This window comes from Blautia sp. HCP3S3_D9, from assembly GCF_052063845.1.
GTDB lineage: Bacteria > Bacillota > Clostridia > Lachnospirales > Lachnospiraceae > Blautia_A.
The window spans coordinates 1-20569 of the sequence record NZ_JBQHWS010000013.1; the positions used below are offsets into that span (position 1 = coordinate 1).

At 42.3% G+C, this 20569-nt stretch carries 23 protein-coding genes and 1 pseudogene; 12 read left to right on the forward strand and 12 right to left on the reverse strand.

Features of this window, described 5'->3' with window-relative positions:
- Positions 1–123: 123 nt before the first annotated feature.
- The 6 genes from ACTNES_RS04620 to ACTNES_RS04645 all read right to left on the reverse strand — a co-directional run bounded on the left by ACTNES_RS04620 (position 124) and on the right by ACTNES_RS04645 (position 4383).
- Positions 124–255 (reverse strand): Maff2 family mobile element protein, encoded by a 132-nt coding sequence (locus tag ACTNES_RS04620; RefSeq protein ID WP_034222532.1) that lies wholly within the window; start codon positions 253–255, stop codon positions 124–126.
- 411 nt (positions 256–666) lie between these two features.
- Positions 667–837 carry a hypothetical protein gene (locus tag ACTNES_RS04625; RefSeq protein WP_002569167.1) on the reverse strand — a complete coding sequence of 57 codons (171 nt, stop codon included), beginning with the start codon at positions 835–837 and terminating at the stop codon, positions 667–669.
- A complete protein-coding gene (locus tag ACTNES_RS04630) occupies positions 824–2632 on the reverse strand; it encodes a VirD4-like conjugal transfer protein, CD1115 family (protein WP_441038639.1) in 1809 nt (602 codons plus the stop codon). Before ACTNES_RS04630 ends, ACTNES_RS04625 begins: the two co-directional genes overlap by 14 nt.
- Entirely contained in the window at positions 2629–3105 is a 477-nt protein-coding gene (locus tag ACTNES_RS04635; protein ID WP_007037035.1) for a PcfB family protein, read from the reverse strand. The genes ACTNES_RS04630 and ACTNES_RS04635 overlap by 4 nt, the downstream gene beginning before the upstream one ends.
- 41 nt (positions 3106–3146) lie before the next feature.
- Positions 3147–3368: a DUF5348 domain-containing protein gene (locus ACTNES_RS04640; protein WP_002569164.1), complete on the reverse strand. Its 222-nt coding sequence runs from the start codon at positions 3366–3368 to the stop codon at positions 3147–3149.
- A gap of 31 nt (positions 3369–3399) precedes the next feature.
- Positions 3400–4383: a DUF6017 domain-containing protein gene (locus ACTNES_RS04645; RefSeq protein WP_007037034.1), complete on the reverse strand. Its 984-nt coding sequence runs from the start codon at positions 4381–4383 to the stop codon at positions 3400–3402.
- A gap of 285 nt (positions 4384–4668) precedes the next feature.
- On the opposite strand from ACTNES_RS04645, the pseudogene ACTNES_RS04650 reads away from it, so the two are divergent.
- The 3 genes and pseudogenes from ACTNES_RS04650 to ACTNES_RS04660 form a co-directional block, all read left to right on the forward strand.
- Positions 4669–6018 (forward strand): annotated as a pseudogene (locus ACTNES_RS04650) (recombinase family protein); the annotation flags it as partial.
- Positions 6019–6657: 639 nt separating this feature from the next.
- Positions 6658–7827, forward strand: a complete 1170-nt coding sequence (locus ACTNES_RS04655; protein WP_441038641.1) for an ADP-ribosylglycohydrolase family protein — start codon at positions 6658–6660, stop codon at positions 7825–7827.
- 142 nt (positions 7828–7969) lie between these two features.
- Positions 7970–8638 (forward strand): SIMPL domain-containing protein, encoded by a 669-nt coding sequence (locus ACTNES_RS04660; protein ID WP_026648895.1) that lies wholly within the window; start codon positions 7970–7972, stop codon positions 8636–8638.
- 65 nt (positions 8639–8703) lie between these two features.
- On the opposite strand, the gene ACTNES_RS04665 is transcribed toward ACTNES_RS04660, so the two are convergent.
- Positions 8704–10062: a relaxase/mobilization nuclease domain-containing protein gene (locus tag ACTNES_RS04665; protein WP_349084713.1), complete on the reverse strand. Its 1359-nt coding sequence runs from the start codon at positions 10060–10062 to the stop codon at positions 8704–8706.
- Positions 10029–10352, reverse strand: coding sequence for a MobC family plasmid mobilization relaxosome protein (locus tag ACTNES_RS04670; protein WP_441038643.1), 324 nt, complete (start codon positions 10350–10352; stop codon positions 10029–10031). The genes ACTNES_RS04665 and ACTNES_RS04670 overlap by 34 nt, the downstream gene beginning before the upstream one ends.
- 282 nt (positions 10353–10634) lie before the next feature.
- Here ACTNES_RS04670 and ACTNES_RS04675 point away from each other — a divergent pair, with 282 nt between their 5' ends.
- The gene (locus ACTNES_RS04675; RefSeq protein ID WP_135325646.1) at positions 10635–11390 is read left to right on the forward strand and encodes an 8-oxo-dGTP diphosphatase; all 756 of its coding nucleotides are present in this window, start codon (positions 10635–10637) and stop codon (positions 11388–11390) included.
- Between the two features lie 72 nt (positions 11391–11462).
- Here ACTNES_RS04675 and ACTNES_RS04680 read toward each other — a convergent pair whose 3' ends face one another.
- The 3 genes from ACTNES_RS04680 to ACTNES_RS04690 all read right to left on the reverse strand — a co-directional run bounded on the left by ACTNES_RS04680 (position 11463) and on the right by ACTNES_RS04690 (position 12874).
- Positions 11463–11756: a hypothetical protein gene (locus ACTNES_RS04680; protein WP_135325647.1), complete on the reverse strand. Its 294-nt coding sequence runs from the start codon at positions 11754–11756 to the stop codon at positions 11463–11465.
- Between the two features lie 33 nt (positions 11757–11789).
- Positions 11790–12344, reverse strand: a complete 555-nt coding sequence (locus ACTNES_RS04685; RefSeq protein WP_026650129.1) for an ImmA/IrrE family metallo-endopeptidase — start codon at positions 12342–12344, stop codon at positions 11790–11792.
- Positions 12345–12421: 77 nt separating this feature from the next.
- Positions 12422–12874 (reverse strand): helix-turn-helix domain-containing protein, encoded by a 453-nt coding sequence (locus ACTNES_RS04690; protein ID WP_026650128.1) that lies wholly within the window; start codon positions 12872–12874, stop codon positions 12422–12424.
- 194 nt (positions 12875–13068) lie between these two features.
- On the opposite strand from ACTNES_RS04690, the gene dinB reads away from it, so the two are divergent.
- The 7 genes from dinB to ACTNES_RS04725 all read left to right on the forward strand — a co-directional run bounded on the left by dinB (position 13069) and on the right by ACTNES_RS04725 (position 18723).
- The gene (gene dinB, locus ACTNES_RS04695) at positions 13069–14313 is read left to right on the forward strand and encodes a DNA polymerase IV (RefSeq protein ID WP_044924451.1); all 1245 of its coding nucleotides are present in this window, start codon (positions 13069–13071) and stop codon (positions 14311–14313) included.
- Between the two features lie 20 nt (positions 14314–14333).
- Complete coding sequence (locus ACTNES_RS04700) at positions 14334–14573, forward strand: hypothetical protein (RefSeq protein ID WP_026650126.1); 240 nt, start codon at positions 14334–14336, stop codon at positions 14571–14573.
- Positions 14574–14848: 275 nt separating this feature from the next.
- Positions 14849–15394: a hypothetical protein gene (locus ACTNES_RS04705; protein ID WP_026650125.1), complete on the forward strand. Its 546-nt coding sequence runs from the start codon at positions 14849–14851 to the stop codon at positions 15392–15394.
- A 331-nt stretch (positions 15395–15725) separates the two neighbouring features.
- Entirely contained in the window at positions 15726–16286 is a 561-nt protein-coding gene (locus ACTNES_RS04710; protein ID WP_028086463.1) for a sigma factor-like helix-turn-helix DNA-binding protein, read from the forward strand.
- A 105-nt stretch (positions 16287–16391) separates the two neighbouring features.
- Positions 16392–16697, forward strand: a complete 306-nt coding sequence (gene trxA, locus ACTNES_RS04715; protein WP_028086464.1) for a thioredoxin — start codon at positions 16392–16394, stop codon at positions 16695–16697.
- Between the two features lie 12 nt (positions 16698–16709).
- Positions 16710–17030 carry a rhodanese-like domain-containing protein gene (locus ACTNES_RS04720; protein ID WP_028086465.1) on the forward strand — a complete coding sequence of 107 codons (321 nt, stop codon included), beginning with the start codon at positions 16710–16712 and terminating at the stop codon, positions 17028–17030.
- A 1-nt stretch (position 17031) separates the two neighbouring features.
- Positions 17032–18723, forward strand: a complete 1692-nt coding sequence (locus ACTNES_RS04725; RefSeq protein WP_028086466.1) for an FAD-dependent oxidoreductase — start codon at positions 17032–17034, stop codon at positions 18721–18723.
- 118 nt (positions 18724–18841) lie between these two features.
- Here the strand turns inward: ACTNES_RS04725 and ACTNES_RS04730 are convergent, their stop codons facing one another.
- Complete coding sequence (locus ACTNES_RS04730; RefSeq protein ID WP_044924472.1) at positions 18842–19525, reverse strand: Crp/Fnr family transcriptional regulator; 684 nt, start codon at positions 19523–19525, stop codon at positions 18842–18844.
- A 110-nt stretch (positions 19526–19635) separates the two neighbouring features.
- Here ACTNES_RS04730 and ACTNES_RS04735 point away from each other — a divergent pair, with 110 nt between their 5' ends.
- Complete coding sequence (locus tag ACTNES_RS04735) at positions 19636–20556, forward strand: hypothetical protein (RefSeq protein WP_028086467.1); 921 nt, start codon at positions 19636–19638, stop codon at positions 20554–20556.
- Positions 20557–20569 lie beyond the last annotated feature (13 nt).

Below are 20569 nucleotides of genomic sequence, written 5' to 3' on the forward strand. Positions count from 1 at the left end.
CCGCCATTCGGAGTATTAGGGTGGCGCTTCGGGACGTTACCCCCTCATTTCACCCATCGGAATATCAGTTCTCCAAAGTTTCGGGCTACAATTGCCCTTCGACTTTGTGCGCAAGCTTTTCACTTACGAACGTGTCGCACGATTGTCATTGCCGTAGCCCTCCATCAGATTGATTACGCCCCAGATACCAAGCCCGGCTCCAAGTGCTACAACAAGGGTCTGCAAAACGTCTACTGCGCTATTGAAAAATGCCATAAATATATCCTTTCTGCCGCGTCTGCGGCTGTCCGGCAAGCGGACAAAAGGCGGTCAGCGTATGGTCGCCGCCGCACAAAAAAACCGCCCTCTGGTAAAGGCGGCTGTCCCCGCGCTGCGTAAGTTCTGCGGCGCGGCGGTATTCAGTTGTAAGGGGTGCGGCTCCTGCCGCTGTGTACTGCGCCGGAAAGTGGGGGCGCGTATCATGTAGCCGGTATGGATAGATGTGATTGCTTCAATCGCTCCTTTCTGTGTTCCGCTGTGCTGCCGGACGTTTTTTTCAGACTTGCGGGAAGTGAATAGCTTGCGTAGCAAGGTGTTCGCTTCCCGCAAGTTCACAAAGGGGTAGCTGCCGCAAGGCAGCGTAGGGGAAGTGTAGCTTCCCCTGTCCCCCGGCGGTCTGCCATGCTGTCACTGTTGCGGGATAAGCCCCCGGCGCGTGACATACTCCGTTGCAAAACGGCGGTGTTCCGCTTCCTTTTCCCGCCAATACTCCCATAATGCAGCGTCGGCGGCTTCCGCAACATTCATTAAAAACCGTTCAAGCTGCTTTTGTTTTTCCTCTGCGCTACGTTTCCTCATGGTCTGCGTCCTCCTGTAAGTCTGCCGCGTCAAGCTCGTAATAGTCAAAAACCTCGTCGGGCTTGACAATGGCGGGGCGGCGTTTAAGGTGCTTTTCCATGTCAAAGGCGTTCTTCGGGTCTGCGTCGGACAGGTACTTGTATTTCGGGTGCTTCGTTATGTCGAATTTGTCCGAAAAGAACGGGCGCACCCCGCGTAGCTGCAAGATACATTTCCCTCCGTCCATGACTGCAATTTCATCTTCCGTCATAAGCTGCTTTCCCAATTTCTGATAGTTCAGCCCATGCGAAAGCTCCCGCCCCCTTGTTTCGGACGTGTTAAAGCTGTCTATCGTTTCTTTTCCTAAAATTTCCGATATTTCTTTAAGGGTGATTTTCTCCTTGCCGCCCAAGAAAAGCGTGGTGTCGCAGTTGCCGACTATGGTATCGGCGTTGTCTTTGTAAATGGCTTTTAGCTGTGACTGGCTCTGCAAGATGATTGACGCGGATATTTCCCGGCTCCGTATCGTTGCAATGAGCTTTTCAAACTTTGGTATCTGCCCGATATTCGCAAATTCATCAAGTAAGCACCTAACATGGACGGGAAGCCGCCCGCCGTATTCATCATCTGCCTTGTCGCACAAGAGGTTGAATAGCTGTGTGTAAAGGATTGAAACGACAAAGTTAAAAGTGTCGTCGGTGTCGCTGATGATGACGAAAAGGGCGGTCTTTCTGTCGCCTATGGTGTCAAGCTCCATTTCGTCGGTTTCCATAAGCTCCCGCAGCTCCTTAATGTCGAATGGGGCTAACCTCGCGCCGCATGAGATAAGTATGCTTTTTGCGGTCTTGCCCGCCGCAAGTTTGTATTTTTTGTACTGCTTGACTGCAAAATGTTCCGGGTCTTTTTCTTCCAGACGTTCAAACATGAGGTCAACCGGGTTCTGGAAATCCTCGTCGTCCTCGCGGGCTTCCGACGCATTTATCATCTCAAGCAGCGTCGTGAAGTTCTTCTCGTCCTCCGGGGCTTCATACCAGATGTAGCCGATTAGCGCGGTGTAGTAGAGCTTTTCCGCTTTCACCCAGAAATCCTCGCCGGATTTTTCCCCGTCGCCTTTGGTGTTGGCGATAATGGTATTGACTAACTTCAAAATGTCCTTTTCGCTCCGCAGATAGGCAAAGGGATTGTATTTCATGGATTTTTTGAAGTTAATCGTATTTAGCACTTTGATACGGTATTTGTACCGCTGTAACATTTTCCCGGTTTCCAAAATCAGTGTTCCTTTCGGGTCAGTGACGATATACGACGTTGGAAAATCCTTTGACGTACATTGCATGAGCGACGGTTTCACAAAGAACCGGGTCTTGCCGCTGCCGGAACCGCCGATTACAAGGATATTTTTGTTTCTTGCGTATTTCGGCTGCTTCGGGCGGCTGTTCATGGTGAGCCGTTCCGTCTGCGTTAAGGGGATATTGTTCTCAAATACCGGGTCGGTGTACGGCTTTATGTCGTCAGCCCCGCCCCAACGCGCCGAACCGTATTCTGTCCCGCGGCGGTATTTCTTCGCGTTCTTGCCTTTGGTGTAGATAATCAGCCGGACAATGACCGCCCCCGCAATGCCTAAAGCTAAGTCTGCCGGGTGGAAGCTCGGCGCGATACTGGAAAAGGCGGCGGTAAAACCGTCCCCAAGATGTAGCAGCTTTGCGCTTGCGTCCGCGCCGGGGGAGAGCCGGACAGCCGCGCCCACTTTATCAAAGAGCCAGACAAAGAGCAGATACGGGAGATTTAGGATAAGCAGCTTCTTGATTTCCGGCTTCATAGCGATACCTCCCTGTCCTTGTTCTTGACCTTTGCCCGTTCCGCGTTTCTGCCCTGTGCAGCTTCTTTGAGGGTAGAGAGCAGCTTTCGGATTGAGGGCTTTTTCTCCTGTGTCAGCTTTTTTGCGGAAAATTCCTTAAAGGCTGCGGTCAGTACGTCCGCGTCCCGCCCCTTGAAGAAAACCAGATAGCGGGGCGGGCTTTCCGTCGCGTCCTTTTTCAGCGCAAAGTCGATACCGTACTTTTTCGCCGTACTCTCAAAGGCTTTGATATTGCCCTCGGTAATCTCAATGTTGGAAACGCCCGCGTTCTGCTTCATAAGCTGCTTTAAGCTCTGCTTGCCCTGTGGCGGTTTTGCAAGCTGCTTTTTGCCCTTTGACAGTATGGCTTTCATTGCCTTTTGGAGCGTCTGCGCGGTCAGCTTCCCGGTCTTGATGTAAAGGGCTATGGTCTTTTCGTTTACTTCGTCCTGCAATTTGTCGCGTCCTCCTTTCGCGTTTCTTTATGGGGCGGCGGTCAGATACGCACCCGCAGCCCGTTCAAGTCCTCGGCTCTGATACCCACAAGATACCAGTTGTCGCCGTACTCAATCCGGGTCGGCTTCCACTTGCCCCGCACGAATACGTCAAAGCACTCGCCGCAATGCAAGCCCCCGTAGTAGCTGTTTAAGTCAAAGCGGATGTCGTAACGGTCGGTGCGCTCGTCAAATACCAATGCTCCTGTCATTTTCTGTGCCATAATAAAATCCTCCTTTTGTGGTTGTGGGTGGTTACAGGCTTTCGCCCTCATTGCATGAATAATAGTCCGGGTCGCCGTACTGCGGCTTTTTCGGTGACAGTGCGCCGCTTGCCATGTCATGGGCGACAAGGGAAGTGTAGTAGTTGCCGATTGTGGACGGGGCGTTGAAAAGGGCGGCTTTCAGATATTGCTTGATGTTGCGGATTTTGGTTGTGTTCTCCCGCATACAGTCAAGCACAAAGCGGATATGCTCGCCGTCTAGTTTCATAAACTTTGACTTCACAAGCTCTGCCGGGTAGTCGTCCCCCGCAATCCGTACCCGCTTTCTGGCGGTGCATACGGTTTCAAGCATGAGGTCTACAATCTCGTCCAGCCTGTCACTGTCAAACTTCATGTCCTGTTTGAGAATGTGGTAGTCGATATTGTCCTTGATGATTTCCCGGTATATATCAACTGCGCTCTGTGCTGCCGCTTCCGTTCCTTTCCGTTCCGGCGGCGCAGCCGCTTCTCTGCAAGGAGAGGGGTTAGGGGAAAGGATAGGAATGGAATGGGTACTTGATAAATCTGTATTTGATTTTTCTTTTTTTGGTAAGTCAGTTCTTTGTATATCTTTATTTAATTGCGTTGGATTTTCCAACGTAGGTTTTTCCAATGTTGGTTTTTCCTGCATTGGATTATCCAATGTTGGATTTTCCAATGTAGGTAAATCCGGCGTAGGCGGCTGCGGCTGCTCGAATATCACATAGTCCGCGCCCCGCAAGCGTCCTTTCTCGTCGCGCTCCCTTGAACGGACGATATACCCGGCGCGTTCAAGTTCCTTAATGGCTTCGCGGATAGCGTCTATCTTCTCCCGGTTGATAAGGGATAAGCCTTTCAAGGTGTAGTCCCAATCTTCGGGGAGTGACAGCATTTGCGACAACAGCCCCTTTGCCTTTAGGGAAAGCTCCTTGTTGCGTAGGTGGTGGTTGCTCATTACGGTATAGCCCTTGTTTCGTTCCACTCTGAAAACTGCCATAGTTCATAGCTCCTTTGCTTTGGATTTGTTACGCAGTAGAAGCGCGGTTTCGGGGGATAAGGTATAAATCCCTTTCCGCGCCAGATACGCGCCCGGAAAACCGCTTGTAGCAAGGCTTTTTCTGCCCCTACTGCGTAACAAAGGGCATGAAAAAAGCGGCGTTCCTGTTCTCCCATGTAGAGAGTAAGAAACGCCGCTTCTGCGTCGTATTCAGTTTTTAGTACAATACCCTGCTTGTCCGTCGCTCGAAAAACCTTGATTTTCCAGTGTTTTCAAAAGTATCGTTATCTAACGTCAGCTTTCCAAAGACCAAGTTTCCAGAATATGATAAAAGACATTGAAAGCGGTCTGATAAACTGCGTGATTACGAAAGATTTATCCCGTCTGGGGAGAAACTATCTTGATTGTGGGTTATATCTGGAAGTTTTCTTCCCAGAGCATAACGTGAGGTATATAGCGGTCAATGACGGCGTAGATACCTTGAATAAATCTGCTATGGACATCACGCCTTTCCGCAACATTTTAAACGAAATGTATGCCGCTGACATATCTGTTAAGATAAAATCGGCATATCGGGCGAGGTTTCAACAGGGGAAATTCATGGGAACTACCGCCCCTTATGGCTATATCAAAGACCCTGCCGACCACAACCATCTGCTGATAGATGATAAAGTGGCACATGTTGTAAAAGAGATATTCGACCTTGCATTAAAAGGGAATGGAGTTGCCAAAATTTGCAGACATCTTAATAAACAGCATATCCTACGCCCTGCCGCTTATGCGGCGGAGCGTGGCGAAACAGGCTTTGAACGTCATTTTGAGGGGAACGAGGACAAACGCTATATTTGGAGTGGGAACAGCGTGAGGAGCATTTTAAGAAGCCCGATATATGCGGGAAATCTTGTAGGCTACAAACGGATTGCCGCCAATATGAAAAGCAAGAAACGCCCCTCTAAGCTGCCCGAAGAATGGGAAGTGATACCCAATACCCATGAGGGAATAGTCACGCAGGAGGAATTTGATATTGTCCAACAGCTTATTACAAGTCGTAGGCTTCCACAGAACAAGGGAGGATTTGTAAATATTTTTGCAGGCGTTATCAAGTGTGTGGACTGCGGATGTGCTCTGCGGGCAATGAACGTACACAGGAGGAAACGCCCAGAGATTATCGACTGTGTACAGTATTCATGTAATAATTATGCAAGAAACGGAAGAAGCGAGTGTAGTGCCCACAATATAGAAGCAAGGGATTTATTCAATGCCGTTCTTGCCGACATCAACTGTTTTGCGGATATGGCAGTGAATGATGAAAAGGCGGTCAGGGCCATAGAAAAGCGGCTCACGGAAACAGACCAGAGCAGGGCGAAAGCATTAGAGAAAGAACGTAAGAAGCTGAACAAACGCCTTGCGGAACTGGACAGGCTGTTTTCCTCTCTCTACGAGGATAAGGTCATGGAGCGTATTACCGAGCGGAATTTTGAGATGATGTCGGGGAAATACCAGAAAGAGCAGCTTGAAATTGAAGCAAGGCTGAAAGAGGTGACGGAAACTCTTAATGAAAGCTACGAGAAATCACGGGGAATCCGTGACTTCCTCGCCCTTATCCGAAATTATCAAGGCTTGCATGATTGTGAACGTCCATGGACTATGTGGAGAAAGGTAGCAATATGGACACAGGCAATATATAATGCATTTAACGATAATATCTGTGAGTATGACGATGAAGTATTACGTTCTAAGGAAAAAGAAATCATAGACCGTATTGCAGTGGTCAATGTGAAAAAAAGCAATGGCGGAAGCGAATCTGAATATGAAGATTTGAAAAAATACGCACTTGAAGACAGGCTGGAAATAAAGCGTGAATTGGAAATTATACAACCGGATATCATTGTATGTGGGAATAATCTCAGTCTATTGAAACTTGTATTAGGGGAAGAATTACAGAATGATGATACATGGGATAATATGTTGGCGCTTTGGAAGGATACATTGGTGCTTGATTATTATCACCCTGCTGTGCATTATCCTAATCGGGTTAATTATTATGCTTTAATGGCAATTTGCGATGTGGCAAGAAAAAAATATGGTACGCCAGTATGGTCAGAACAAAATGAAAAATATTAGAGAAATTAGTGTCGGTGCAATATTGTACCGGCATTTTTATTTTCTGAAAGTGTCGCCCAAACAGCGACCATATGAAGATGCCTTTTAATTATACTCATATTGTAACAGAGAAAGAGAGGTGCCGGAGTAATCCGGGAATTGGAGGCATATATGTACGGAGCAATTTTAGGAGATATTATAGGAAGTCCGTTTGAGTTTGACAGAGGTGATAAAACAAAGAATTTTGATTTGTTTAGTGAAGGCTGTGGCTTTACAGATGATTCTGTTATGACAATAGCAGTTGGAGAAGCTCTCCTGGCAGTCGGACCGGAAGCAGCAGTAAAGAAAATTGAAGATGCGGTAGCATCCAATATGCAGGATTGGGGAAAAAGATATCCACATGCAGGCTATGGTGGATGCTTCAGACATTGGCTTAAAGAAAATAATCCGAAGCCATACGGAAGCTATGGAAATGGTTCAGCCATGAGAGTGTCAGCGGTAGGCTGGCTTTATGATTCGATGGAAAGAACCAGAGAGGTAGCTAGAGCTACAGCGAATGTGACACATAATCATCCAGAAGGTATAAAGGGTGCAGAGTCAACTGCAAGTGCAATATATATGGCAAGGAATGGATCTTCAAAAGAAGAAATCAAAGCTTATATCGAGAGGGAATTTCATTATGATCTGAGTAGAACATTGGATAATATCCGAACCTACTACCATCATGTTGAAAGCTGTCAGGAAACAGTACCAGAGGCAATCATCGCATTTCTGGAATCCAAAGATTTTGAGGATGCCATACGGAATGCAGTATCACTTGGTGGAGATACGGATACGCTTGGTGCTATTACAGGAAGTATTGCAGAAGCATTTTATGGGATCCCAGCTGTGCTGATTGCAGAGTGTAAAAGCCGGATTGATAAGGGACTGATGACGGATGTTCTTGATGAATTTGATCATGTACTTGGCAGGAGCGTGGATACTTATTCAGATGAAGTGGATGAGACACAGGCAAATCAGATGATTGAGGCAGCAATCGACCAGTATTATATTCAGCAGGATAAAAATGGAATGCTGTTATTTGTGGAAGTTATGGTAACAAGAATGCAGCAGGCAGGAGAAGTTATTGTTCCATATATCACGGAAAATCCTTTTATGTCGGAAGAACAGATAAGTAAAGTAAAGGCTGGTGACACGATTTCGCTTGACCATGATGTAAGACTTAAAATAGAGACTGTAAAAGATGCTGATGAAAAAGAATGGATTGGAGTATTTACATCTTCTGAAGAGATGCATAAGGGTTCTGCTGGAAATGTGCAGATGAATCAGTCTATTGAATAAATACTTCGTCTGGCACTTAATTGGGAACAGGTGAATGGAATTGTGATTAATCCGTTTGGTAAGTATATTCAGATGACAAAGAAGATGATAGAGCTTTTAATCAATGGGTATGAATATAATGAGAATGAAAGGAAGAGCAAAGATGATGAGAACAATTAAAGTTACAGGAAAAGGGAAAATAGCAGTAAAGCCGGATAAAATCCGGTTATATGTCAACAAGGAAGAACTTTGCAAAGAATATGAAGATACTCTCCGAAGGTCAACAGAAGATACAGAGCTTCTCAAGGATTTGTTTGAGAAACTTGGTTTTCAGAGAAAAGACCTTAAAACAGTATATTTTAATGTCGATACAGAATATGAAAGCTATCAGGACAGAGATAAGAGCTGGAAGCGAAGATTTAAAGGTTATAAGTATAATCACCATATGAAAATAGAGTTTGCAGCTGATAATAAAAGATTAGGGCAAGTCCTTTACGCTTTGGCTCATAGCTCATTAAGGCCAGAGTTTTCTATTGAGTATACAGTGGCAGATGTAGAAAAATGTAAAAATGAGCTGTTACATAAAGCAATCGAGGATTCCATTCAAAAGGCACAGGTGCTTACAACAGCAGCAAATGTGAAATTGGGTGAAATACAGGCAATTGATTATTCTTGGGGAGAGATAGATTTTGTAACAAAGCCATTGAATGAAATGAGATTAATGGAGTGTACGGAATGTGAAATGAGTGCACCGGGAGCATATGATATAGATATTGAGGCAGACGATATTAATGTTACTGATACGGCAACTGTAATATGGGAAATTGCATAAAGAGGAAGATATAAATAGATTAGACGAAAAGCAAGAGGCACCGTTAAAGTAGGTACCTCTTCTTTTTAGAGAGTTGGCTCTTTTTCTGATACGGGAATTTGCATCTCCGGAGCATTAAGTAGTGCTGTGAAATTCTGTCTAATGATATCCAGTGTTTTCTGCTTTTTCTGCAAGTCCTGTTTTTCCCGGACAGTAGCAGCCTGTTCAGATTCAAGATTTTCTATCCTCTTCTGGATTTTATTAGAGCTTGGGATTTTGGTAACACCGAGATCCTGAAGCTCTTTTTTTAGTGAATCGTGGAGCTGGTATTCTGCCTGATGTTTGGTCCGGTAAGCTTTTGGATTTTTAGCAGATTTGCAATCTTCAATTACCTTACGGCAGAGCCGGTAAGAATCACAGTGTTTCTGAATGACTTTCTGTGTACTCAGCTCATTGTTGATTTGTATTATTCTCTGATCAGCCGCATTAACAGAAGCATCAACATCAGAAAGATGCTGTTGGAAATCTTCATAATTCAGCAGGTTATTTTCGGAAAGATAGTTGAAGGTGCGTGCCGCTTCTTTCAGATTATTCAGTTTTGCCCAGCGTTCAAAGCATTCACGATTGCCTGTTGTGATATAGGTGGAGATATTGATATACAGGCGAGCTTCTCTGGACAAAGGCTTCGGAGTTTTCGTCTTATAACGATTTTTCTCTAAGCGGAGTCGGACATTTTCTTCTGTATAGTAGCTTCCGAGAGATTTCATATAGGTGAAATTTTTCTGCTCAGGTGCCCGGAAGGATAAATTTTTTCCCTGTCGTATTTCATATCCTGCCAACTGCATTTTCTGTAAAAATTCTTCATAATTGATAGAGGACCAGATTGCCTTATCAACCGCAACACGAAGTTTAGCTTTCCAACTGGTGCCACGATGATATTCCATGTTCTCCTTATAACTTTTGCCTTTTTCTCCGGTTGGCATACTGGTGGCAAGTCCATTTTCGTGACAGATACGATTACTGATTCTGCAGAGTTTATGGTAGCTCCGCTTATTGGAAACATACTTGTGATGATCAACAAAACTTGCAGCGTTGAAGATGATGTGATTGTGGATATGATTTTTATCAACATGGGTGCTGATCACGTATTCATATTTTCCTTTCAGTACTTCATCTGCAAATTGCTGCCCTAAGCGATGGGCATTTTCGGCATCAACTTCTCCAGGTTTAAACGACTGAATCAGATGAAATGCCAGGTTATCACCTTTGTCCATTCCATTCTTTTTCGCCATTTCTCTTGTCATGGAAAATTCAAGATCTGCAGTTTCCGGGGAACAGCCAAAACTGGAAACTAACAGTTTTTCATCAGTCTTATCAGGATTCGTAATATAGTCCAGAGCTTTCTTGTCCGTTACTTTAATTGGGAAGATCTTAAGATACGCCATAATTCTTTCACCAGCTCTTTCAATTCTTGCATTTCTTCCGGATACAGACCTCCGGTGCTGTTTACTTTCTTTGCAATCTGATTAATATTCACACCGATCTTATGCATTTCCTCGTATTGTTTCTTTAATGGAGTAGTGTCTGTATTGACAATATAACCGTCGATTGCCATTTTACGAAGGTAAGCTCCCATATTTTTTGTTTTTGATTCAATCATCTTTCTGCGAATCAGCTTCTTTTCTTCCGGGGAAACACAAAACAAAATTTGTATATTTCTTTTTCTCTTTGCCATAGGCAGATTCTCCTTTCATTGGTTCTTCGAAGTAGTGGCTTCTGAGTTTTTAATTTAGGGCAGGGTTCCCTAAATTGTTGGTTTTTCGGAAGTGTATATACACTTCCTGTCCTTGCTATTTACCGGTGGCACAGCCGCCGGAAGAGAGTCTTAAAAAAGAACCCTCTATAAATAAGGTACTGAGAGAAGAAAAAGAGGACATCGAAGCTCAGAAGTATGACGCAAGCATGATTCTGTGGTATAGTAAAATCTGAATGAAAAAGAAGAAAAGAGGTCGAACCGATGTCACGGAAAAACCATAAGATGATAGATGGGAGACTACTGCAAACGAATAAGAAGTATTCCCAGTTAAAAATGAAGCAGAAAGAAAAGATTGCAGAATGGATGTTTCAGGCAACCAGAGATTATTATATGAAAAAATGCACATTTCCGAATGACAAACATCTGGAAGAAGTGGTGGATTCTGTTTATGAAAAAATCGAAGATGCAGAAATCTGGATCCCATATGGGGAGGTCTTCAAGCATTATAAATCCAAACGATCGGATATTAACAAACGTGTCAGAAAATCCCTGAATGAAAAAGATGAGAGTCGGATTGAAAAGGTCTGTTTTATGAATATGTGTATGATTCAGGATGATAAAGGAAATGTTCTGGCTCTGGATAAAGTAAATGATAGCTATACCGGTACAACTTTTCCAGGCGGTCATGTAGAAGCAAATGAGATTTTTCAGAAATCTATGATTCGGGAAGTCTGGGAAGAAACAGGACTTACGATTGAAGCACCGAAGCTTGGAGGATTATATCATTGGCATAAGAGTGGAGTGCATTATGTCATTACCCTGTATAAAGCGGATAAGTTTAGCGGAGAAATGAAGAGTTCTGAAGAAGGAAGAGTTTATTGGATTCCGCTGGAAGAGTTAAAAACAAAAGAACTTGCTACAGGTATGGAACACGTTTTGCAGATTCTGGAATCAGAGCAGGTAGATGAGTGCTATATGCATCTGGAATCAGATGGATATGTGGGAGATTTGTATTAAAGAATTTTATGAGAAATGGCTGTCTGATCATTGGAGATTAGACAGTCATTCTTTATAAGATACATCATTCATCTATTCTGATTTTTGCTGTTCACTTTTAGAAGTGAAAATAATATATTTGGCACGTTGCAAAATTGAAATAACTGCATCAATGCTTTCTGGATTGGAAAAGCTCATGATAAAAGGTTCCTCTTCAAATTCCATGGGTTCGAATCCAGGAATCTGATTTGGATTCTTAATTATATGGATGGGACGTGCACTCTGGTTATAAAATGCCAGCTGTGCGGAATCAGTAGTGTTTCCGATGACACCAATACCTACGTCACCTTTTCCAAAATCTATTCTACGTTTATTTAAGTTAATCATATTCAAAACGCTCCTTTTTCAAAAATAGTATGTTTAGTAATTTTCTATTATTCCAGAAGTAGGGATATCTTTTAAAAAGTCACTGTTGGAAGTAATCGGAGAATCTACAATCTGAACGCCGCTTCGTTTCATCATTCGGAATTTGAAATCAAGAAGTTCCGGTGGAACTTTCAGTTCTGCGGCAGCCTGGAAAAAGGACATATCAGCGTTAAGCATCTCCAGGACATCTTCATCTTCCAGAAGATAATCAGCGGCAAAGCAATTCGCTTCATATTCACATTGTGACACTCCATCGAATAATTCAAAATCATGAAAACACTTGATCTGAAGGGGTTTCTGATGAAGGAGTGCGTGACCGATCTCGTGGATCAGGATAATCTGCTGTATGATTTCCGGTAGGTCGCAGTTAATGACGATGCAGGTCTTTCGACATTCCCGCATACAGAAGCCTTTGCAACAGTTTGGATCAGTTCCAAGCGGAAGCTTTTTAACAATAATATGCATAGCGGCTGCAAGGCGGTACGGATCACTTTCCTGATATTTTGCTTTTACTTTATTAACAGTGTCTCTTATACATTTTGAACTCATAAAAACACCTCGATATTTCATAAGATAGTTTGCTGCAAGTATAGAGTAGCAAAAGTGCTGTACGAAAATACGGACACCTATGAATCACTTTCCATTTCAGTGTTTTTCTTTTTCCGTCCAAATGTCTTTTTGGCTTCCATCTTACAGGAAAGATATGCTTTGGTTACAGCCTGATAGAAAGCATCTTTTGCTTCTTCGTCGAGTTCGCCACCAGCAAAAAGAGCACGGTTGGCTTCGAGAATCTCATTGATGTCCCTGGCTCCTTTTTCACCAAGCTGTCCATTGACTTCATCAATATAATCCATTTTTTCAATTCCGTAAGAAGGATCTGTGATCTCATCATGTTTCAAATAATCGTAAGAGACATTCAATGCATGAGCGAGCTTTCTCATAGTAGAGATTCGTGCGATGGTGCCGGAACTTTCATAAGCTGCGATCGCACGCTGGGATACGCCGACCAGTTCTGCAAGTTCTTTTTGTGTCAGATGATTTTGTTCTCGTTGATATTTAATCTTGTCTGAAAAATTCATAGTGGGATCCTTTCCAAGTTTTTGAAATCGTAACTTCATCAACTTTATAAAAACTATTGACAGAGTTCATTATCACGTATAAAATACAAACAAATGTTCGTGAAGTTAGTAGAAATTATAATCTATAAACTTCACAAAGTCAATATGAAGCAAAGAACTTTTATTATGATTTTTAAGACTGGTAGGTGAATGTTATGAGCAGGACAATTCTTCATTCAGATATGAATTGCTTTTACGCAAGTGTTGAGATGCTGCATCATCCAGAACTTGCCGGGAAGCCGATGGCAGTCGGTGGTGATCCGGAAGCAAGACATGGAATTGTGCTGACTGCAAACTATATTGCGAAGCGAGCCGGAGTAAAAACAGGCATGGCATTGTGGCAGGCAAGACAGGTTTGCCCAGAAATAATCTTTGTACCGCCTCGCATGGATCTTTATTTGAGGTTTTCCAGAATGGCACAGGAGATTTACAGTGAATACACAGATCAGAGAGAACCATTTGGGATTGATGAAAGCTGGCTGGATGTGACCGCCAGTACTTCTATCAAGGGAGACGGAATGAAGATTGCAAAAGAGATCAGCAGTCGGATTAAATATGAACTGGGGGTTACCGTAAGTATTGGTGTTTCCTGGAATAAGATATTTGCAAAGCTCGGTTCTGATTATAAAAAGCCGGATGCCATTACAGAGTTTTCCAAAGACAATTACAAGGATATTGCATGGAAACTTCCAGTAGGTGATTTACTCATGGTCGGAAGAAGCACTGAACGGACGATGAAGAAACTTGGCATTTGTACAATCGGAGATCTGGCAGGAGCAGAACCTTCTATATTAGAAACATATCTTGGAAAGATGGGATTGGTACTTCATACCTTTGCAAATGGATGGGATGAAACTCCAGTTTTGGTAGAAGGATATAAAGTACCGATCAAGTCTATCGGGAACAGTACAACAACGCCAAGAGATCTTGTTAGTGAATTGGACGTGAAGATTATTTTGATGGCTCTTTCAGAAAGTGTAGGAGCCAGGCTTCGTGAAAATGGTTTTCAATGCAGGACAGTAGAAATCTCGATTCGGGATAATGGATTGTATCATTTCACGAGACAGTGCAAGTTGGACAGGGCAAGTAATCTTACAGAAGAAATTGCCAGAACTGCATTTGAGTTATTCCAGAAAAACTATAATTGGGAACATCCAATTCGTAGTCTTGGTGTTCGAGGATGTGATCTGGTATCAGAAGAGATGCCGTATCAGCTTGATTTATTTATGGATGAAACGAAGAGAGAAAAAATCAAAAAGATGGACCAGGTGGTAGATGAGATCCGTGGAAGGTTTGGCTATCAGAGTATTCAGAGAGCATTTATGTATCAGGATAAGATACTGGCACAGCTGAATGCTAAGGAACATACGGTTCATCCACAGGCATATTTTCATGGATAGGAGAGAGCAGGTGTTTTGTAATGACAGCTAAAGTGTATGTAGATGTCCTGGCAGTATTCAGCCGGGAAGGAGAATTGATCCCTACAGCGTTTGTCTGGGAAGATGGACGTAAGTATGCGATTGATAAGGTTTCAAAACCGGAGCGTTGTGCCAGCCGAAAAGCTGGCGGAACCGGATATCGTTATACCTGTCAGGTGGGTGGAAAAATCTGTCATCTGACTTATGAAGAAAATTATAAATGGTTTATGGAACGTAAATAACGGCGTCCTAAAAGGGAGCCCTGAATCAGGGCCCCCTTTGGAGAGATAGATATTCGATGAGAACATCAGCAGTCGGGGATACATCCTTTCCCGTGAGAACCGATTGCTTTCAATAGATCATACAGTTGCCGATCAGCCAGAAATAGAAGCTATCCCACAGCGGATATTTCTGCGGAATCTGCATGAAGAGATGTTAGGACAGTGACAGACTGTGAATGGAACAAACAATACAATGATTGGTCTGGCTGCGGAAGCGGTCGGGAAGGAGGACAATTATGCAGAGAATACAGGATATGTTTATCAATATGGAAGAAGTGGCAGAGGATGCTTATAAGAATACGGAATTATTGCTGAGTCAGTATACTAAAGTAATGTTCCGTATTGAGAAGAACCTTGTGGATATAGATTATGAAATGTATGCAGAGGAAGGGAAGCATCTGAAGGAAATGTTATATGATCTGGTAGATTTCGATGCGACTGCAGAGAAACGCAGAATCCAGGAAAAGCTTCTGAATAATGATATGAATCTCTGTTTGCTGGAAATCATGAGAGATTCCCTGATAGCTTTGAGGGATTATCCAAAAAATGGACAGCTGTATTATCGGCTTTTGAAATATAGATATTTTGAAGCAGGAAATACCAATGAAGATGTGATGCTGATGCTGGATGATATGCCAAGCACTACTTATTATCGAAACCGTAAGAAAGCAATCCGTTTGTATGCAACAATGCTCTGGGCATTTACACGTCCGGAAAAGATACAGAATAAGATGGAGGAAATAAACTGGAAGAAAAGTGGAAGTAAAGTGGCAGTGAACTGACAGTAAACTGGCATGTGAATGGTATTACAATGAAAATACGTGCATGTTAGAATTGATATGCTGAGAGAAATAGACCTTCGCAGACGTAATGTTTGCGGAGGTTTTTCTTTTCTCAAATTTTAAGGCGTCAGGCTGTGCCCGGAAGGGCATGGCCTTTTTTTATACCCAAAAACAGGTTGCAGATTTGAAAAAGCTTCCTTTTTAACAGGTAGATGCCGGAAAGGAAGAGCATATCAAGATGCAGGGAAGAGGCAGGCATTATGCCAGATATCCATGATTTTCGATTTGTCACAAATCAAATCAACAAAAACGACAAATCGGAGAAACAATCATGGAAGAAAGAAAATACACATTTTACGACAGATATCAGAAGGTGAAATACGCTAATATTACAGCAGAAGAGCTGGAAGTTCTTAATATTTTTTATAATAAGGAACATTATATGTTTGATCAGCAGCATCAGAGAAATAATACAGTATTATTTTGTGGATTAGAATCAGAAAACGGTTGTGCGACAGACTTTATCGCAGATAGTGGACGTGACATTGCATCGGATATTACAACTGAGATCTTCTTTAAAGAACTCTTCAGCAATCTGACAGAGAAAGAAAAGAAAATCGTGAGCGATTATTTTATCATGGGAAAACAGGTTAAAGAAACAGCAGAGGAACTGGGCATCAGCACACGTCAGGTGAGTAGAGACAAGAACAGTGCTTTGGCAAAAATGTTGAAGAGGATGAAAGCAGCTGGATATGAATCATATGCTGAGGCGGCAGGTGCATTTCTGCAGGAAAGCGATTATATTCCAACACAGATGGAGACACAGAACTCGATTATGAAGAAAAGGACCGGAGAAGTGAGACTGCCATCAGATCATAAGATGAAAAAATAAATTAGTTAAAAATTAATCATGATAATAATGTGATGATATCACAGAAAACAAATGAATTTCAGATTATAATAAAGCCACAAAAGAAAAAACAAGGAGGACTGTAAAATGTCTGCTATTAATATCAATAAAAATAATTTTCAGAATGAAATAATGGATTCCGAGAAAACCGTTCTTTTAGACTTTTGGGCTCCTTGGTGTGCTCCTTGTCGTATGGTGGCTCCTATCATAGAGGAGATAGCAAGTGAACGCCCTGATATCAAAGTTGGAAAGATCAATGTGGATGAGCAGCCAGAACTGGCAAGTAAATTTGGTATTATGAGTATTCCAACTTTGGTGGTTATGAAGAATGGGAAGATTGTAACAAAAGTTTCAGGGGCAAGACCTAAGAAGGCAATCTTAGAGATGCTTTAAGGAGGTGCGTTAATGGGATTTTTTGATTTTTTAAAACAGGCGAATATTAATCAAGGGATAGAGGAATATAAAAAGACTGCTGGTGCAGTTCTGCTGGATGTTCGTACGCCGCAGGAATATCAGGAAGGGCATATACCAGAAAGTAAAAATGTGCCATTGCAACAACTTAACAATGTTGTTTCGGTAGTGAAGAATACAGAAATACCGCTGTTTGTATACTGTTATTCCGGAGCCCGAAGTCGTCAAGCAACTGGGATGTTGCAACGAATGGGATATTCTAAAGTAAATAATATTGGTGGCATTGCTGCTTATTCAGGAAAGGTGGAAAAATAAGATGAAGGTAATAATCGTAGGCGGTGTAGCCGGAGGAGCTACAGCTGCAGCAAGAATACGAAGATTGGATGAACATGCAGAAATTACTGTGTTTGAAAGATCCGGATACATATCCTATGCGAATTGTGGGCTTCCATATTATATCGGAGACGTGATCACAGACCCAGAAGAACTTACACTACAGACACCAGAGAGTTTTTTTAAACGATTCCGTATTAACATGAAAATTCATCATGAAGTTATCTCCATACATCCGGAACGAAAAACGGTTTCAGTGAAAAATTTAGAGAATGGTGAGATATTTGAAGAAAACTATAATAAGCTGATCCTCTCTCCAGGTGCAAAGCCAACACAGCCGAGACTTCCCGGAGTAGGTATGGATAAACTTTTTACACTTCGTACTGTAGAAGACACTTTTCGGATAAAGGAATATATAAATAAGAATCATCCAAAATCGGCTGTATTGGCAGGTGGCGGTTTTATTGGTCTGGAACTGGCAGAAAATTTGAGGGAGCTTGGCATGGATGTTACAATTGTCCAGCGGCCTAAGCAGCTGATGAACCCATTTGACCCGGATATGGCATCCATGATCCATAATGAAATGAGAAAGCATGGGATAAAACTGGTACTGGGCTATACAGTAGAAGGATTTAAAGAAAAGGACAATGGAGTAGAGGTTCTATTAAAAGATAATCCATCCCTTCAGGCTGATATGGTGGTGCTGGCAATCGGAGTTACACCAGACACAGCATTAGCAAAAGAAGCTGGTCTGGAACTTGGCATCAAGGGAAGTATCGTAGTGAATGACAGAATGGAAACTTCTGTACCGGATATTTATGCAGCAGGTGATGCAGTTCAGGTAAAACATTATGTTACGGGTGATGATGCGCTGATCTCTTTGGCCGGACCAGCCAACAAGCAGGGCAGGATCATCGCTGATAATATTTGTGGTGGTGACAGCCGTTACCTGGGCAGTCAGGGAAGCTCCGTTATCAAAGTATTTGATATGACAGCAGCCACTACAGGTATCAATGAAACCAATGCCAAAAAGTCAGGATTAGATGTAGATACAGTAATTCTTTCTCCTATGAGTCATGCCGGTTACTATCCTGGTGGAAAAGTGATGACCATGAAGGTGGTTTTTGAAAAAGAGACTTATCGTTTGCTTGGTGCTCAGATTATTGGATATGAAGGAGTTGATAAACGTATTGATGTGCTGGCAACAGCAATTCATGCAGGGCTGAAGGCAACCCAGCTGAAAGATCTGGATCTTGCATATGCACCGCCGTATTCCTCTGCCAAGGATCCTGTAAATATGGCAGGATTCATGATAGACAATATAGCAAAAGGTACCTTAAAACAATGGCATCTGGAAGATATGGATAAGATTTCTAAAGATAAAAGTGTTGTATTGCTGGATGTGAGAACTGTAGGTGAGTTTAATAGGGGGCATATGGATGGATTCAGAAATATTCCTGTAGATGAACTAAGGGAACGTATCAATGAAATTGAGAAGGGAAAGCCTGTTTACTTGATATGCCAAAGTGGTCTGCGCAGCTACATTGCCAGCCGTATTCTGGAAGGAAACGGTTATGAAACATACAACTTCTCCGGTGGATTCCGCTTCTATGATGCAGTGGTTAATGACCGTGCGCTGATTGAAAGGGCATATGCATGTGGTATGGATTATTAAAAAATAATCACAATAATTTTATAATTTACTTGTAGCGTAAAAAGATCCCCCATTTATTAGAATGACTTTCACAATTCTGATAAATGGAGGATTCTTTAGATGTCATAGAAAAACAGTTTTATGATCTTTGTAGTGTTTCCAGTCTTTTCGAATCAAGGATGGTGATTTTGCCGCGTGAGAGTTTGACGAGACCATCGCCCTGAAAGTATCGAAGCATTCGAGTGATCACTTCCCTGTGGGAACCAAGATGGTTTGCGATAGTTTCGTGAGTGATTTTCAGTTCATTTGTTCCTTCGATAGAGGTCTCTTCTAAAAGAAATGAAGCAACACGCTTATCCAAACTCTTCCACATGATCTGTTCAATCAGCCACATGACATCAGAAAAACGGCTAGCCATTAATTCATTGGTATAGTTTGCGACGGGAGCCGATTCCTTCATGATGTCCTTATAGATTTCAGCAGGGATGATCCAAAGATCAGTATCTTTTTCTGCTTCAATGGTTACTTCAAATTGAATGGACTGCATGATACATGAGGCGGATAAAAGACACATATCCATATCGAACAGGCGGTAAAGTGTAATTTCTCGTCCTTCATCTGAAAGTATGTAAGTTCGAAGCTGCCCGGATTTAACCAGTAATAATCCAGTACAATCCAGGTTTCCGTTGTGAATGATCGTTCCTTTTTTTACATCCCGTGTAATCAAATTGTCTGAAATTACTTTTTTCTGTGCTGTATTTAAGTCATTCCATAGTGGAAAATAATTTTCGAAGCTCATAACAGTTATCTCCTTTACGAACATAGTATACTTACTTTTTTTAGATGCGTCAATTACATAATTGACATATGCCATAAATAAAAATATACTGACTATAGTACATGACTGTTGTGAATATGAGGGAGGGATAAATAATGCAGGGAGATGTCAGTTTTACATTTTTGGACCGAATTGAAGAAGTAGAACTGAATATTGTAGATAGACGATGGCAGTCTGCACTGGCATTGGCATTGACTTTGCCAGATATTTGCGGAGGTATTGCTTTCCCGGAAATTGTTAAACATTATCGAGATGGCCGGGTTATGCTGGATCGGCAAAAGAATCCGACCCGTGATGTGGGAACCCAGTATATTCGCTGGTTTGATGAATATGCAGGGGACTACTTTAAACTATCTCAATCCGATGAAAAGCCATATATTTGCGGAGAACGCTGTTGGCAGCTTCGATGTGAATATCTTCATCAAAATAAAGGATTTTTGAATGATGAAAATAATATACGCTTTCATCTTGGACTAAACTGTGGAATGTCAGTTTGTCAGTTGGAAAGTATGAACATACAGGAGAACGGAAACGATATTCGTATAGACATAGAACAGTTTTGTCTGAGGATGTGCAAGGCAGCAAAGAGTTATTATGATAAAGTTCATTTGGAAAAAGACTTTAGTCTCTATAATACACCAGTTTTGGATTTTATTCAGGTAACACAAAAAAAGAAAGCTGCTTCTATTATTGCACTGGTCTGTGGCAGTGAACGTTATGCAAAAGGATTAAAAGAAACATTGCAATTTATTTCAGATCAGATCATGCTGTTTTACACACCGGAAAGTGCTAAAACAAGATTAGGCAGACATAAGCCGGATCTTTGGATTGTTACCGAAGATATGACGAGCCAACCGAATCAGCCATGGCGTGCGGACAGGACAACACCTGTAATTTTAATCACAGGCAATCCTGATGCTGTTGAAATTAAAAAGAATTCAGGAAAACTAACTGTTCTTTCTATGCCATTATCAATAGTTGATTTGCGGAAAACCGTCGAAATATATGTGTCGTGAGGAGAAGTTTATG